This window comes from Cupriavidus sp. 94F1, from assembly GCF_057798875.1.
This window is the reverse complement of the sequence record NZ_JBYOJT010000005.1, coordinates 75,704-91,325: the sequence shown is the minus strand read 5'-3', so window position 1 is coordinate 91,325 and position 15,622 is coordinate 75,704. Positions and strand designations below refer to the sequence as shown.

The 15,622-nt window shown below is 67.9% G+C and carries 12 protein-coding genes; 9 read left to right on the top strand and 3 right to left on the bottom strand.

All coding sequences use genetic code 11. From position 1 onward, the window contains the following. Nucleotides 1-42: 42 nt before the first annotated feature. The 7 genes from AC3FJ6_RS14090 (at nt 43) to AC3FJ6_RS14060 (ending at nt 11,367) form a co-directional block, all read left to right on the top strand. The gene (locus tag AC3FJ6_RS14090) at nt 43-1,590 is read left to right on the top strand and encodes an acyl-CoA carboxylase subunit beta (protein ID WP_488772468.1); all 1,548 of its coding nucleotides are present in this window, start codon (nt 43-45) and stop codon (nt 1,588-1,590) included. A gap of 54 nt (nt 1,591-1,644) precedes the next feature. Continuing rightward, nucleotides 1,645-4,962 (top strand): acetyl-CoA carboxylase family protein, encoded by a 3,318-nt coding sequence (locus tag AC3FJ6_RS14085; protein ID WP_488772467.1) that lies wholly within the window; start codon nt 1,645-1,647, stop codon nt 4,960-4,962. Nucleotides 4,963-5,005: 43 nt separating this feature from the next. Further along, the gene (locus AC3FJ6_RS14080; protein ID WP_488772466.1) at nt 5,006-7,471 is read left to right on the top strand and encodes a CaiB/BaiF CoA-transferase family protein; all 2,466 of its coding nucleotides are present in this window, start codon (nt 5,006-5,008) and stop codon (nt 7,469-7,471) included. A gap of 57 nt (nt 7,472-7,528) precedes the next feature. Then, on the top strand, nt 7,529-8,527 hold the full coding sequence (locus AC3FJ6_RS14075; protein ID WP_488772465.1) for a Bug family tripartite tricarboxylate transporter substrate binding protein: 999 nt from the start codon (nt 7,529-7,531) through the stop codon (nt 8,525-8,527). A gap of 199 nt (nt 8,528-8,726) precedes the next feature. Next, a complete protein-coding gene (locus tag AC3FJ6_RS14070; protein WP_488772463.1) occupies nt 8,727-9,137 on the top strand; it encodes a cupin domain-containing protein in 411 nt (136 codons plus the stop codon). Between the two features lie 63 nt (nt 9,138-9,200). After that, entirely contained in the window at nt 9,201-10,184 is a 984-nt protein-coding gene (locus AC3FJ6_RS14065; protein ID WP_488772462.1) for a Bug family tripartite tricarboxylate transporter substrate binding protein, read from the top strand. A 10-nt stretch (nt 10,185-10,194) separates the two neighbouring features. Then, the gene (locus AC3FJ6_RS14060) at nt 10,195-11,367 is read left to right on the top strand and encodes an acyl-CoA dehydrogenase family protein (protein ID WP_488772461.1); all 1,173 of its coding nucleotides are present in this window, start codon (nt 10,195-10,197) and stop codon (nt 11,365-11,367) included. Nucleotides 11,368-11,650: 283 nt separating this feature from the next. On the opposite strand, the gene AC3FJ6_RS14055 is transcribed toward AC3FJ6_RS14060, so the two are convergent. Then, nucleotides 11,651-11,833 (bottom strand): glycine zipper 2TM domain-containing protein, encoded by a 183-nt coding sequence (locus tag AC3FJ6_RS14055; RefSeq protein WP_488772459.1) that lies wholly within the window; start codon nt 11,831-11,833, stop codon nt 11,651-11,653. Nucleotides 11,834-12,192: 359 nt separating this feature from the next. Here AC3FJ6_RS14055 and AC3FJ6_RS14050 point away from each other — a divergent pair, with 359 nt between their 5' ends. Next, on the top strand, nt 12,193-14,259 hold the full coding sequence (locus AC3FJ6_RS14050) for a putative bifunctional diguanylate cyclase/phosphodiesterase (protein ID WP_488772458.1): 2,067 nt from the start codon (nt 12,193-12,195) through the stop codon (nt 14,257-14,259). Between the two features lie 65 nt (nt 14,260-14,324). Here AC3FJ6_RS14050 and AC3FJ6_RS14045 read toward each other — a convergent pair whose 3' ends face one another. Next, nucleotides 14,325-14,585 (bottom strand): copper resistance protein CopQ, encoded by a 261-nt coding sequence (locus AC3FJ6_RS14045; RefSeq protein WP_153948481.1) that lies wholly within the window; start codon nt 14,583-14,585, stop codon nt 14,325-14,327. A 337-nt stretch (nt 14,586-14,922) separates the two neighbouring features. On the opposite strand from AC3FJ6_RS14045, the gene AC3FJ6_RS14040 reads away from it, so the two are divergent. Beyond that, nucleotides 14,923-15,228: an H-NS family nucleoid-associated regulatory protein gene (locus AC3FJ6_RS14040; protein WP_488772456.1), complete on the top strand. Its 306-nt coding sequence runs from the start codon at nt 14,923-14,925 to the stop codon at nt 15,226-15,228. Nucleotides 15,229-15,256: 28 nt separating this feature from the next. Here the strand turns inward: AC3FJ6_RS14040 and AC3FJ6_RS14035 are convergent, their stop codons facing one another. Then, on the bottom strand, nt 15,257-15,601 hold the full coding sequence (locus AC3FJ6_RS14035) for a copper-binding protein (protein ID WP_488772455.1): 345 nt from the start codon (nt 15,599-15,601) through the stop codon (nt 15,257-15,259). Nucleotides 15,602-15,622: the final 21 nt, after the last annotated feature.

Genomic DNA, 15,622 nt, shown 5'->3' with positions numbered 1-15,622 from the left:
TGTCTTCGCATCAACACAAGAAAGACAGTCGGAGACAGACACGTGAGTTGGCAGCCTGAAGTGGACGAACTTGCCTGGCGGCGGCGGCTGGCCGCCCGCATGGGCGGGGACAGCAAGGTGGAGCGCCACAAGGCGGCGGGCAAGCTGACAGTGCGCGAGCGGGTCGATGCGATTGCCGATCCGGGGTCGTTCCGCGAGGTGGGCGGCCTGAGCGGCAGCGGCCGCTATGACAGCAACGGTCGGCTGATCGACTTGATTCCGTCGAACCTGGTCATGGGCCGCGCGCAGGTGGACGGCCGCCCCGTGGTGCTGGTGGGCGACGATTTCACGGTGCGCGGCGGGGCCAACGACGGCGCGCCCGGCGACAAGCTGATCCATGCCGAAAAAATGGCCCACGACCTGCGGCTGCCGATGATCCGGCTGGTGGACGGCACGGGCGGTGGCGGCTCGGTGCGCAATATCGAGATCAAGGGCCACACGCTGATTCCGACCATGAAGGTGTGGCAGTACGTGGTGGAAAACATGGCCACTGTGCCCGTGGTGTCGCTGGCGCTGGGCTCGGTGGCGGGCATGGGCGCGGCGCGCGTGGCGGCCAGCCACTATTCGGTGATGGTCAAGGAGACCTCGCAACTGTTCAGCGAAGGGCCGCCGCTGGTGGCGCAAGCCGGCCAGGACATCGGCAAGAACGAGCTGGGCGGCAGCCAGATCCACACCCGCAATGGCGTGGTGGACGACGAGGTGGCCACCGAGCAGCAGGCCTTTGCGCGTGCCCGGCAGTTCCTGTCGTACCTGCCGGCCTCGGTGTATGACCTGCCGCCCCGGACGGAAACACGCGATAGCCCGTCGCGGCGCGACGACTGGCTGCTGGCGGCCATTCCGCGCGACGCGCGTGCCGCATACCAGATCCGGCCGATCCTGGAAACACTGGTCGATGCCGGATCGTTTTTCGAGACCGGCAAGCAGTGGGGACGGGCCATCGTCACGGGGCTGGCCCGGCTCGATGGCTGGCCGGTGGCCGTGATTGCCAGCGACCCGGGCTGGCACGGCGGCAACTGGGATAGCGACACCGCCGAGAAATTCACCCGCTTTGTCGATCTGGCGCAGACCTTCCATCTGCCGGTCGTGCACCTGGTGGATACGGCGGGCTTCCAGGTCGGGCCGGAGGCCGAGCAGGCCGGGATCATGCGCTACGGCGTGCGGGCGCTGGCCGCCGTCTACCAGGCCACGGTACCCTGGTGTTCGGTCATCGTGCGGCGCGCCTATGGCGTGGCGGCGGCCGGGCATCAGCACATGGGCCGGTTCAATTTCCGCTACGCGTGGCCGTCGGCCAACTGGGGGGCCTTGCCGATAGAGGGGGGCCTCGAAGTGGCTTACAAGGCCGAGATCGAGGGCGCGGACGACCCCGTGCAGAAGCGCGCCGAGATCGAACAGCGCGTGCGCAGCCTGACGTCGCCGTTCCGTAGCGCCGAGGCGTTCGTGATCGAAGACATCATCGATCCGCGCGATACCCGCGCGCTGCTGTGCGAATTCGCCACCGTTGCCGCGCCGCTACGCGAGCCCGGCGTCAGCCGCTTTGGCGTGCGGCCCTGAGCCGGCACCCCCGACACAAGACACCAGAACATCAGAACAACACAGGAGAGAGACTTGAAGAAGCTGCTGATTGCAAACCGGGGCGAGATTGCCCTGCGTATTTTGCGGGCCGCGCGGGATCTGGATATCGGCACCGTGGCGGTCTATGCGCAGGACGACGTCAGCGCGCTGCATCGCGTGCTGGCCGACGAGGCCGTGGCGCTCGATGGCGCGGGTCCGGCCGCCTACATCGACATCGCGGGCATCGTCGCCGCGGCCAAGGCCACTGGCTGCGATGCCGTCCACCCGGGCTATGGCTTCCTGAGCGAGCGCGCAGACTTTGCGCAGGCGTGCGCGGCGGCCGGCATCCGGTTTATCGGCCCCGACGTCGAGCATCTGGCGATCTTCGGCGACAAGGGCCGGGCGCTGGAACTGGCCGTGCAGAGCGATGTGCCGGTGATGCCGGCCACGCATGGCGGTGCAACGCTGGAAGAGATCACGGCCTTCTTTGATGCGCAGGGCGCGGCCGGCGTGGTCATCAAGGCGGTGGGCGGCGGCGGCGGGCGCGGCATGCGGGTGGTGCGCCGGCGCGAAGACGTGGCCGAAGCCTATGCGCGCTGCCGCTCGGAGGCGGCGTCGGCATTCGGCATCGACGCGCTGTACGCGGAGCGGCTGGTGGCGCGGGCGCGCCATATCGAAGTGCAGATTGCCGGCGATGGCATCGACGTGGTGGCGCTGGGCGAGCGCGACTGCACGCTGCAGCGCCGCCTCCAGAAACTGGTGGAGATTGCGCCAAGCCCGGTGCTCAAGCCTCATCTGCGCGAGGCCATCATCAAGGCCGCGCTGCGGCTGGCACGCCGGGTGCGCTATGCCAGCCTGGGGACGTTCGAGTTCCTGGTCGAGGAAAACGACGCGGGCGATCAGAAGGACTTCGTCTTTATCGAGGCCAATCCGCGCCTGCAGGTGGAGCATACGATCACCGAGCAGGTCACCGGCGTGGATCTGGTGGCGCTGCAGATCGGGCTGGCAGCCGGGCGCACGCTGGGCGACCTGGGGCTGGACCCGGCCGCGCCGCCGCAACCGCGCGGCTTTGCGATCCAGGTGCGCGTCAACGCCGAGATGACCGATGCCAACGGCCTGGCGCGCCCGGCGCACGGCCGCCTGGAGCGATTCGACCCGCCGACCGGGCCCGATGTCCGCGTCGATACCCATGCCTACACCGGCTACGAGCCGTCGCCGAATTTCGACACGCTGCTGGCCAAGCTGATCGTCAGCAGTGGCGCGCCGGACTTCGGCGCGGTGCTGCGCCGCCTGCAGCGCGCGCTGGCCGAATTCCGTATCGGTGGCGTGCCGACCAACCTGAACCTGCTGCGCGCGCTGGTGCAGCGGGACGAATTCCGGACCCAGGCCGTCCACACGCGCCATTTCGAGGCCATCCTGCCCGAGCTGGCCGCCGCCGCAGAACAGATTGCCGACGCGGGCCGCGCGCAGGACGCGCTGCTGGGCGGCACGACACGTCCGCCGGTCCACGGGCTGGCGCATGCGGCGGGGCCCGAGGAACAGGTCGACGAAGGGCTTGTTGCGATCCGCGCGCCGCTGACGGGCCGCGTGGTGGATATCGCCGTCGAACTGAACGCGCTGGTCAAGCCCGGCCAGACCGTGGCCGTGCTCGACGCCATGAAGATGGAGCACGCGATCGTGGCCGAGTGCGCAGGCCGTGTGGTGGACCTGCGCCTGGAGAAGAACGCGCTGGCGGCCGAGAACCAGATACTGATCGTGCTGGAAGCCGCCGATGCCGAGGGCGTGGCGGCCGACACCGCGCAGGCGCACGATGCCAACGCCATCCGCGCCGATCTGCAGCGCGTGCTGGACCGGCACGCCCTTCTGCATGACGCCGCGCGTCCCGATGCCGTGGCGCGGCGCCGCTCGCGTGGCCAGCGCACCGCCCGCGAGAACATCGCCGACCTGTGCGATGCCGACAGCTTTGTCGAATATGGCGCGCTGGCGCTGGCCGCCCAGGCAAGCCGCCGCACCCGCGAAGATCTGATCGCCAACACGCCGGCCGATGGCCTGATTACCGGCATAGGCAACGTCAATGCCGATCTGGTCGGCAAGGAGCGCGCCCGCAGCGCGGTAATGGCCTATGACGCCACGGTGATGGCGGGCACGCAGGGCAAGCGCAACCATATCAAGACAGACCGCATCGTCGAGGTGGCGCTGCGCGACGAACTGCCGCTGGTGCTGTTTGGCGAAGGCGGCGGCGGGCGGCCCGGCGATGTGGACTTTCCGTCGGTGTCGGGCCTGTACCAGCCATCGTTCGCGGCCTTTGCCGAATTGAGCGGCCAGGTGCCGGTGGTGGGCATCGTGTCGGGCCGCTGCTTCGCGGGCAATGCGGCGTTCCTGGGCTGCTGCGATGTCATCATTGCCGACAAGTCGGCCAATATCGGCATGGCTGGGCCAGCCATGATCGAAGGCGGCGGCCTGGGCGTCTTCCGGCCTGAGGATGTGGGGCCCGCGCCGGTGCAGTTTGCCAATGGCGTGATAGACATCCTGGTGGAAAACGAGGCCGAAGCCACGCAGGCGGCCAAGCACTACCTGTCGATGTTCCAGGGGCGCGTCGCGCACTGGAGCGCGCCCGATCCGGCGGCGCTGCGCCACGTGGTGCCGGAGAACCGCCTGCGGGTCTACGACACGCGCAAGGCCATCGAGGGCATTGCCGATGTGGGCAGCGTGCTGATGCTGCGCGGCGGCTTTGGCGCGGGCATCCATACGGCGCTGGCGCGCGTGGAAGGCCAGCCGGTGGGCATCATGGCCAACAACCCGTACCACCTGGGCGGGGCCATCGACGCCGATGCGGCCGACAAGGCGTCGCGCTTCATGCAGCTGTGCGACGCGCATGGCCTGCCGATCGTCTCGCTGATCGACACCCCGGGGTTCATGGTGGGCCCCGATGTCGAGGCCCGTGCGCAGGTACGCCACGTATCGCGCATGTTCCTGACGGCGGCCAAGCTGCGCGTGGCGCTGCTGGCCGTGACGCTGCGCAAGGGCTATGGCCTGGGCGCGATGGCCATGGCGGGCGGCGGCTTTCGCTCGGCGAACTTCACGATCTCTTGGCCGACCGGCGAGTTCGGGCCGATGGGGCTGGAGGGCGCGGTACGGCTGGGCTTCAAGAAGGAACTGGAAGCGGTGCCCGATGGCCCGGAGCGCAAGGCGTTGTTCGACCGGCTGGTGGCGCAATCGTACGAGCGCGGCCACGCGATCAACACGGCGGCGGCGGTGGAAATCGACGCGGTGGTCGATCCGGCCGACACGCGCAAATGGATCGCCCAGGGCATTGCGTCGGCGGAACTGCGCGGCCGCCGCGCGCGCCGCGGCTTCGTGGACGCCTGGTGAGCGCCCCCGTGGACGTTCGGAACCCAAAAATCAGGAGACATTCATGACCAGGAATGGTCCAGATCCGGCGCAACTGGCGCTGGGGGGATTGCGCGTGCTGGAAATCGGTACCGGGCCGGCGCTGGCCTACGCGGGCAAGCTGTTTGCCGATTTTGGCGCCGAGGTCATCAAGGTGGAAGAGGCGGCCGGCGATGCCTGGCGGCGCATGCCGCCGTTGATCGACCCCCCCGGCGGCGGGCAGCCCGAGAGCGCACTGTTTGCGTGGCTCAATACGAACAAGCGCAGTGTCGTCGCCACGGGCGGCGCCGAGGACGACGCCTGGCTGGCGCAGTTGGCCCGCACGTGCGATGTCGTGCTCGATGCGCGGGCGCTTGATGCAGGCATCGCCGTGCTTGAGCGGCCGGTGTGGCGGGCGCCGGGCGACGCCCACGGCCATGTGCCCATCGACATCGCGCTGACGTGGTTCGGCGAAAGCGGCCCATACAGCCGGTTCGCGGGGACCGAGGCGGTCTGCCGGGGGCTGGCGGGAGCCGTACATGGCAGCGGGCCGGTGGAAGGCCCACCGCATATGCCGCACGACGTGCAGACGGGCATCGTGGTGGGCCTGAGCGCATTTTCGGCGGCAGTCGGGGCGCTGCTCGGCACCGGCCAGGGTAGCCGGCGTTATGTGCTGAGCCTGCACGAGTGCATCTTCAGCGTGGTGGAGATGGAAGCGGGGATGGTGCAGGACAAGCGCCACCCGCTGCGCCGCATGGGCGTGAACCGCTTCTGCGGCACGCATCCGGGTGGCATCTACGAGACCGCCGATGGGTGGATCGGCATCTTCACGCATACCTTGCCGCAGTGGAAGGCGCTGTGCGAGGCGATCGGGCGTCCCGAACTTGGCAGCGATCCGCGCTTTGCCAGCGGGCCAGAGCGCATGCTGGTGGCCGACGAGATCGACGCATTCCTGAAGCCGGCGCTGCGCGGGCGGACGGCCGAAGAATGGTTCGCGCTGCTGGGCGACAAGAAACACCCGGCCGTGGTGGTGCCCAGCATGGCGACGCTGCTGGGGCAGGCCGTGCATCGCGAGCGTGGCGCGTTCGTCCCGGTGGAACTGGAAGGCGTGACGTTCGAGGGCCCCGTGGTGCCGCTGCGGCTCGACGATGCCGGGCCGCTGCCCGGCGGCAAGGCGCCGGTGCTGAGCGCGGATACCGCGCGCTATCGGCATGCGGGTCTCGATCATCATCCGCGGCAGGCTCTGGCCGCAGCGCCCGCCGGGCGCTTGCCGCTGGAGGGCATCCGCGTCATCGACCTGACCATGGGCTGGGCGGGGCCGCTGGCCACGCGGACGCTGGCCGATCTGGGCGCGGAGGTCATCAAGGTGGAAAGCACGGGCTATCCGGACTGGTGGCGCGGCGCGAATTTCACCGACGAGTTCTACCGGGACAGGCTGTACGAGAAGAACTCGAACTTCAACATGATGAACCGCAACAAGCTCGGCATCACGCTGGACCTGACGCAGCCCGAAGGCAAGGCGCTGTTGCTGGATCTGGTGGCGCACGCCGACGCGGTGATCGAAAACTACTCGGCCGAGGTGCTGCCCAAGCTCGGCCTGACCTACGACACGCTGCGCGCCCGCAATGACCGGCTGGTGATGGTGTCGATGCCGGCCTTCGGTCTGGGCAACGCGTGGAGCAACACGCGCGCCTATGGTGGCACGCTGGAACAGGCCAGCGGCCTGCCGTGCTACACGGGCCACCCCGAGGGTCCGCCGGCCATGACGTCGTACGCCTACGGCGATCCGATTGGCGGGCTGAACGCCGGCGCGGCGCTGCTGGTGGCGCTGTTCGCCCAGCGGGCCACGGGCAAGGGGCGGCATCTGAACCTGTCCCAGGTGGAGGCCATGCTGGCGCTGACCGCGCCGTACATGATCGAGCAGTCGGTATCGGGCCGCGTGGCACCGCGCCAGGGTAATCGCCATCCGATGGCCGCGCCGCACGACTGCTACCGCTGCGCGGGCGACGACGGCTGGATTGTCGTGAGCGTGACCGATGCCCAGTGGCCTGCGCTATGCCAGGTGATCGGCCGCGTTGACCTGGCCGAAGACACGGCGCTGGCCGATGCGGCCGGCCGGCGCGCGCAGCATGACCGCATCGACGCGGCCATTGCCGCCTGGTGTGCGACGCGCGAGCCCGACGACGCCATGCAGCAGCTTCAGCAGGCCGGCGTGGCCGCCGGCGCGGTCAAGCCCATGTGGCAGGTGCTGCAGGACCGCCATCTGCACGCGCGCGGCTTCTGGTGCGAGGTGGAGCGGCCCTACGTCGGGCGCTATGCCGCCAGCACCAGCTGGTTCCGTGGCATCGACGGTCCCGCGCCGATTCGCCGGGTGTCGCCCACGCTGGGGCAGCACACCGACCAGGTGCTGGCCAGCGTGCTGGGGCTCGGCGCCGAACAGCGCGAGGCGCTGGCGCGTCGGGGCATCACCGGACAGACCGCCCGGCCCAAGGGCGCCGGGACATCGGCCTAGCCCGATGTCCTGGGCAGGAAACGCCAGATTCCAAGACCAATACGACAAGGAGACAACATGAACCGACGCGCACTGACCGCCGCCATGGCAATGGGATGCCTGCTGGCCGTGGGGCTGCCCGGCACCGCTGCCGCACAGGGCAGCCAGGCCGGCAACTGGCCGAACAAGCCGATCCGCATGATCGTGCCGTTCCCGGCCGGATCGTTCACCGACACCGTGGCACGCGTGCTGTCGGAACGGCTGACCAGATCGCTGGGGCAGCCGGTGGTGGTGGAGAACAAGGCCGGCGCGAACGGCCTGATCGGCGTGGGCGAGGCGGCGCGCGCGGCGCCCGACGGCTACACGCTGCTGGTGACCAATTCCAGCAGCGTCACCATCAATCCGCATATCTACAAGAAGGCCAGCTACAAGGCCCGCGACCTGGCGCCGGTCACGCTGGTGCTGGAGGCGCCGTTCATCCTGGTGACCAATCCCGAATGGTCGCAGAAGCACGCCGTGGCCACGGTGCCCGACCTGGTCCGCTACGCGTCGCAACATCCGGGAAAGATCAGCTACGGCTCGGCGGGCCCCGGCAACATCGCCCACCTGAGCTTTGCGATGCTGAACAACCGGGCCCGGATCAACACCACCCATGTGCCGTACAAGTCCGCCGCCCAGGCGGAAATGGCGGTGATCAGCGGCGAGCTCGATACGGCTTTCGATACCTGGACCGCGCTGCCGCAGATCAAGGCCGGCAAGCTCAAGCCCATTGCCGTCAGCTCCACGCGGCGCATGACGCAGTTGCCTGACGTGCCGACCGTCGAAGAGGCTGGCCTCAAGCCGTTCAATTCCACGTTCTGGATCGGCCTGCTGGCACCGGCCGGCACCCCGCAGCCGATCGTCCAGAAACTGCACGCGGCCACGCGCGGCGTGCTGGAAGACGAAAAGGCCAAGGCGGCGCTGAGCCAGCAGGGCGATGTGGTGATGGTGGACCCGGAGAACTTCGCCAGGCGGGTCGAGAAAGAAGAAGTGAGCTGGGATGCGGTGATCCAGAAGGAGAACATCACGCTGGATTGATCGACGGAGCGGTGCTGCGCGGCGTGGCTGGGTGCATCCCGGTCACGTCTCGATGTGACGCTTTCGCGGGCCATCGGTACCAATCCCTAGTTGACGTCGTTTTTCATGGGCATAAAATCGGTTTCATAAACATGAAAACGGAGCGCCGACCATCCGGTCCGACGCCGCCATGGCGCCATCATTTGGAGACAGCCCACCCATGACCGCATCGTCCGCCGCCGATCAGGCGGCTCCTTGCTATTTTGTTCGCACCGAAGAGGTTGCCGGCTATCACCCGGCCAACCATGTCGGCACCCTGAACCGTCGCATCATCGGCCGCGAAAATGTGGGCGCCACGCAACTCGAAGTCATCCACGGCACCATCGAGCGGGGCAAGGGCGCGCTGCCGCACGCGCACCCGGGCATCGAGCAGGTCTGCTACGTGCTGGAAGGGCGTGCGCGGGCCGAGGTCAATGGCCAGGCGCGCGAACTGGGGCCGGGAGACTGCTGCTTCTTTCCGGCCGATGCCATGCATGTGTTCACGGTGATCAGTGACGAGCCCGTGAAGCTGCTGGTGATCTATGCGCCACCTTACGAGGAATCACCGGATCGCGTGATTCGTCCGGCCTGAATATCGCAGTCGGCTGGACCATCAAAGGCCTTGCAGCCGCCCAACACCCTGGAGGAGATCACCATGCCGAATTTCCGCGTGCGGCGCACGCTTGTCGCCGCCATGCTGGCGCTACCCGCGACGGCGCTGCCGCTGGCCGCGCAGGCAGCCGACACTTATCCAAGCCGGCCGATCCGGCTGGTCGTGCCATTTGCCGCGGGCAGCGGTACTGACGCCGTGGCGCGCATCACGGCCAAGGAACTGGGCGACGCGCTGGGCCAGAACGTGGTGGTCGACAACCGGCCCGGCGCCAACGGCGCGATTGCGGCCGAACTGGTGGCGCAGGCCGCCCCCGACGGCTACACGCTGTTCATGACGACGAACACCACGCATTCGGCCAACCCGTCGTTGATGAAGAAGCTGCCCTACGACCCGATCAAGGATTTCACGCCGGTGGCACGCATGGGCAATCTGCCGTTCATGCTGGTCATCAATCCGAAGCTGCCGGTGAAGACCGTGGGCGACCTGATTGCCTACGCCAAGGCCCATCCGGGCATGTCATACGCCAGCGGCAACAGCACCGGCATCGTGTCCGGGGCCACGCTGGGCCGCATGGCCAACATCGACCTGTTGCACGTGCCCTACAAGAGCACGCCGCCGGCCATGACCGACGTCATTGCTGGCCAGGTGCCGATGATGTTCGTCGATGTGGCGGCCGGCATCGCCAACGTCAAGGCCGGCAAGATGCGCGCGCTGGCCGTGACCACCGCGCAGCGCAGCCGCCTGCTGCCCGACCTGCCGCCGATTGCCGACACGCCGGAGCTGAAGGGTTTCGACATCACGTCCTGGAACGGCGTATTCGCGCCGGCAAGGACGCCGCAGCCGGTTGTCGAGCGGTTGAACCGCGAATTGTCGAAGATCGCCGCCAGCAAGGAGGTGGCACCGAAGTTCGAGGCGCTGGGCTTCGAGGCGTTCGGCCAGACCCCGCAGCAGTTCACGGCCTTTGTCGGCAGCGAACTGGTGAAGTGGAACAGGCTTGTCAAGGACGCGGGCATCCAGCCGGAATAAGGAGCACCGGATGAATTTCGAAAGGACACCCGAGCAGAACGCCATCGTCGATGCCGTGACGCAGTTGTGCAGCGACTTCGGCCCGGAGTACTGGGCCGAACTGGACCGCGAACACCGGTTCCCCGAAGCGTTCCACCAGGCCATGGCCGGGGCGGGCTGGCTGGGCATCGCCATGCCCGAGCGATTCGGCGGTGCGGGGCTGGGCATCACCGAGGCGGCACTGATCATGCAGACGGTGTCGGCGTCGGGGGCGGGATTCTCCGGCGCGTCGGCCATCCACATGAATGTGTTCGGCCTGAACCCGGTGGTGGTATTCGGCAACGAGGCCCAGCAGGCGGCCGCGTTGCCGCCGCTGATCGAAGGCCGCGACAAGGCCTGCTTTGCGGTGACCGAGCCCGATGCGGGGCTGGACACCACGCACCTGAAGACGCAGGCCGTGCGTACCGCCGACGGCAGCGCCTACCGCGTGGATGGCCGCAAGATCTGGATTTCCACGGCGCAGGTGGCCACGCGCATGCTGCTGCTGGCGCGCACCACGCCGCTGGACGCCGTGAGCAAGCCCACGCAAGGCCTGAGCCTGTTCTATACGACGCTGGACCGCAACCACATCGAAGTGCGCGAGATCGACAAGATGGGGCGCGGCGCGGTCGATTCGAACATGCTGTTCATCGACGGTCTGATGGTGCCGGCCGAAGACCGCATCGGCGAGGAGGGCAGGGGCTTCGAGTACATCCTGCACGGGCTGAATCCCGAACGCATCCTGATCGCGGCCGAGGCCGTGGGGCTCGGCCGTGCCGCGCTGGAAGCCGCCACGCGTTATGCCCGGGAGCGCACCGTGTTCGGCCGGCCGATCGGCCAGAACCAGGGCATCCAGCATCCGCTGGCGCAAGCCTGGATGGCGCTGGAGGCGGCTGACATGATGGTGTGGAAGGCGGCCTGGCTCTACGATCAGGGCAAGCCGTGCGGTGCAGAAGCCAACGCGGCCAAGTATCTGGCGGCGGAAGCGGCGCACCAGGCGTGCCAGACGGCCGTGCTGACGCTGGGCGGGATGGGCTATGCGCGGGAGTACCACGTGGAACGCTACCTGCGGGAGTCCTATATCCCGCGCATCGCGCCGGTCAGCGCCCAGCTGATCATGTGCCATATCGCGGAGCGCGTGCTGGGGCTGCCGAAGTCGTACTGAAGCCGAAAAAGGAAAAGGAAAAAGGAAAAGGCCCCGGACCTGTGAAGATCCGGGGCCATTTTCAGTGCAGGTTTCCCGCTGCCGCGCCATGACGATCCGTGAGGATCTGACACCGTTGAGTGCCACGCTGCCTTTCAGCGATGAAAACGTCCAATCATCGTTGAAAAGCACCTAGGCCGATGCTCATGGCGCGGCGCGCGGCGGCATGTTCTTCCCATCTAAGAGCCCATGCCGCGCAAATCTGGATGACCCTGCCCGCCATCCAGACCGCGGAAATCGTCAATCACTTGCCAAGCTCGTGGCCAATCACGCCACCCACCACGGCGCCACCGACCGTTCCGGCCGTGCTGCCGTGCGTGGCCTCATGGCCCACCACACCGCCTGCCACCGCGCCGGTTGCCGTGCAGCCCGACAGGGCCCAGCAGCACGCGCCGAAGGCGATCACGCCTGTGATTCGCTTCCACATGATGTTCCCCTACGTTGGCGCCACGCGGTTCCTGCTGTTGTGGCGCGGCGGCGTCTGTCGTTCATCACGCCTCAAGGATAGGTCCGGGCCGCCGTCGAGCCTTTCCGGCGGGCGCTGATTGCACTGTAGGAATTTGTCGGACGGTCGCAACAGGGGGCCTGCAAGGCGTGTCAACCGTGCAAACGTACGAAACCATGGGGTGCGTGTAGCGGCCGCAAGCGGGCTGATGCACAATCCCCCGCTTCAGTCTGGGCTGAAACGACCGATAACCGTTGGCGGTGCCGGAAATTTCACGCCGGGCACGCCTGACCCTTCAGAATGGCGGCCTGCCGCAAGCCACTGCCCCGTCACCCGCTGCCATGATGTCGCCCCGTTTCGACGCCTCCCTCGTCCTGATTTCCGTGCTGGTTGCCGTGCTGGCGTCGTATACGGCGCTCGACATGGCGGGCCGCATTTCCACCGCCGCCCGTGGCCGTTACGCGCGGATGTGGCTGGCCGGCGGTGCCGTGGCCATGGGGCTGGGCATCTGGTCGATGCATTTCATCGGCATGCTTGCCTTCAGCCTGCCGATTCCGCTCGGGTACGACGTGTCCATCACCGGGGCGTCCTTGCTGATTGCCGTGCTGGCGTCGGCATTCGCGCTGCGCCTGGTCAGCCAGGAGTACCTGCCGCGCAGGCGCCTGGCGCTGGGGGCGCTGGCGCTGGGCGCGGCTGTCTCCAGCATGCACTACACGGGCATGGCGGCCCTGCGCATGCAGCCCGGTATCGATTACGACCCCTGGCTGTTCCTGCTGTCGATCGGGATTGCCGTGGCGGCTTCGGGCGCGGCCCTGTGGATTGCCTTCCGCCTGCGGCGCAGCATGCCGCGCGTGCATCAATTGCGGTTCGGCGCCGCGCTGGTCATGGGCGGGGCGATCGCCGCCATGCACTACACGGGCATGGCGGCGGCGCGGTTTCCGCTGGGCAGCATCTGCGGCGCGGCGGGCTCGGGCGTGGACAGCGGGGCGCTGGCCCTGCCGATCCTGGTCGTCACCGTATGCGTGCTGGCCGTGGCGCTGATTACCTCGGTGCTCGACATGCGCCTGGAAATGCGGACGGCCGTGCTGGCGGACGCGCTAGGCGTGGCCAACAAGGAGCTTGAATTCCTGGCCCTGCACGACAAGCTGACGCACCTGCCCAACCGCGTGCTGCTGGAAGACCGTTTTCAGCAGGCCATCCAGGCAGCCACCCGGCAGCCCGGCACATTTGCGGTGCTGTTCGTGGACCTGGACGGATTCAAGGGCGTCAACGACACCTACGGCCATCAGATGGGCGACAGCCTGCTGGTGGAGATCGCCGGGCGCCTGCGCGCGTCCGCCCGTTCCGAGGACACCATCTCGCGCGTGGGCGGCGACGAATTCGTCGTGCTGGCCAGGGTCGACGAACCGGCCGACGCCGGTGTGATGGCCGAGCAGCTGATCGAGGCGCTGCGCGAGCCGGCGCACGTGGCCGGCCATGCGCTGCATGTGTCGGGCAGCATCGGCATCGCGCTCTATCCGGCCGACGGCGCCGACCAGGACACGCTGATGACCAACGCCGATGCCGCGATGTACCACGCCAAGGCGTCGGGCCGCAACGCGTACTGCTTCTTCGAACGGTCGATGAACCACCAGGCGCGCGTCCAGCAGTCGCTGATCCAGGACCTGCGCGGCGTGGTGCGCACGGGCCAGCTCGAACTGCACTACCAGCCCAAGTTCGCGGCAACGGACAGCCGCCTGGTGGGGGCCGAGGCGCTATTGCGCTGGCAGCACCCGGTACACGGCCTGCTGATGCCCGACCAGTTCATCGGGCTGGCCGAAAAAACCGGCGCCATCGTGCCGATCGGCAAATGGGTGCTGAACGAGGCCTGCCGCCAGCTGGCCGCCTGGCGTGCCCACGGTCATGTGGACTGGTCGATGGCGGTGAACCTGTCGGCGTTGCAGTTCTGTCACGCGGGGATGATCGAGACCGTGTCCGATGCGCTGAAGCGCCACGGCATCCCGGCCGCAAGCCTGACGCTGGAAATCACCGAAAGCACGGCCATGCGTGATGTGGAAGAAACGCTCGCGATCATGACGCAGCTCGACGACATGGGCGTGCGCATTGCCATCGACGACTTCGGTACCGGCTATTCGAGCCTGCTGCACCTGAAGCGCATTCCGGCCAGCGAACTGAAGATCGATCGCGGCTTTGTGCGCGACCTGGCGGAGGATTCGGAAGATGCGGCCATCGTGTCGGCCATCGTTGCGCTGGGCCGTACGCTGAACCTGCAGGTGGTGGCGGAAGGGGTGGAGACCGCCGCGCAGCAGTCGTTCCTGGCGGGGCTGGGGTGCGATGCGCTGCAGGGTTACCTGTTGGGCCGGCCGGTGCCCGCCGCGCAATTCATGAGCCAGGCGGCGACGCGGTAAGCGCCGCCGCCTGGCGGTTCGGGCCGTATCAGCCCGGATCTGGCCCGAGCGGGCCATGGCGTGGATCAGGCACCGTCCGTGTACGGGCTGCGTGCGTCGCGCACATCATGGGCGCCATCGACGAACGGGTTGCGCGCATCGCGCACGTCGCGGGCGCCATCGGTGTACACGTCGCGGGCACCCACGCGTTCGACGATGCCATCACGGTTGGTGACACGTGCGCCGTCGGTGTAAGGGTCTGCGCTGCGCGGCGCGGCGTTGACCATGGTGGCGGCACCGGCCAGCGTAGTGGCGAGGGCGGTATAGAGCAGGGCTTTCTTGAGCATGTGGATTCCTTGGATTCGAGGATGGAGGCAGTTCGGTGTGTCGGTGGTTTGTACCGGTCGTCATGCGACCTTGGCTTGCAGTCTATAAGCCGGGTAGCCACGCCAACATGACCAACGCATGACAGATTCGTCATTCGTTCGCGCGCCGCGCGGCGCCATGGGCACTGTCGAACCCTGCGCGGCGAATGCAACATTCCGGCGGTAATCGGCGGATTCCGCGGGAGCCGCGCCAACAAGCTGTAGAATCCGTGCTGGTCCGCCGGATTTCCTGCCCGGACCGCTCCCCCCTTCGAATTCTCCAGCCCGCCCGCAAGGTGGCGGGCGCGCACGATAAGTCATGTCCGAGTCTGATGCAGCCAAACAAGCCGCGGTGGCATGGATCCGCGAGCAGATGGATCACCATGGCCTGACGTTCGACCATCTCGTCGAAGCAGGCTGCTTTACCGATGCCGACACCGATGATGGCGCCGATGTGGCGCCATCCGCCCCCGACGCCCAGCCGCCGGTGGCGGGCGCCGCCGCGCCGCGCGCGATGTATCGCAACGCGATGGGTCAGACCTGGGACGGCGTCGGCGAGTATCCGGACTGGCTGCAGCGCGCCGTCAACGCCGGACAATCGATCGACTTCTACCGCGTCGACTGAGGCGCGCACGTCCGATATTGGCTGCCGGTTACTGCACGACGGCCAGCGAGGTCACCGTCAGCAGCCCGTCGACACGGTCGACGGTGAACCGCACCTTGTCGCCCGCCTGCACCCGCGTGAGCATCGCCGGGTCCTTCACCCGAAAAATCATCGTCATCGCACCCATGTCGAGGTTGCCGATCGGCCCGTGACGTATCGTCAGCTTGCCGGCCTCGGCATCGACCTTGCGGATTTCGCCGTCCACTTCGGGTAACGGCGCCTGCGCCGTGGCGGCTGCCACCGGCGCGTCGGGCGCGTCGGGCGCACCGGCCGTCAACGCCATCGCAGCGGGGGATGCCCCGGCCAACAGGGCCAGCAGCATTGCGGTTGCCATCGTGTTTTTCATTGCTGTCCT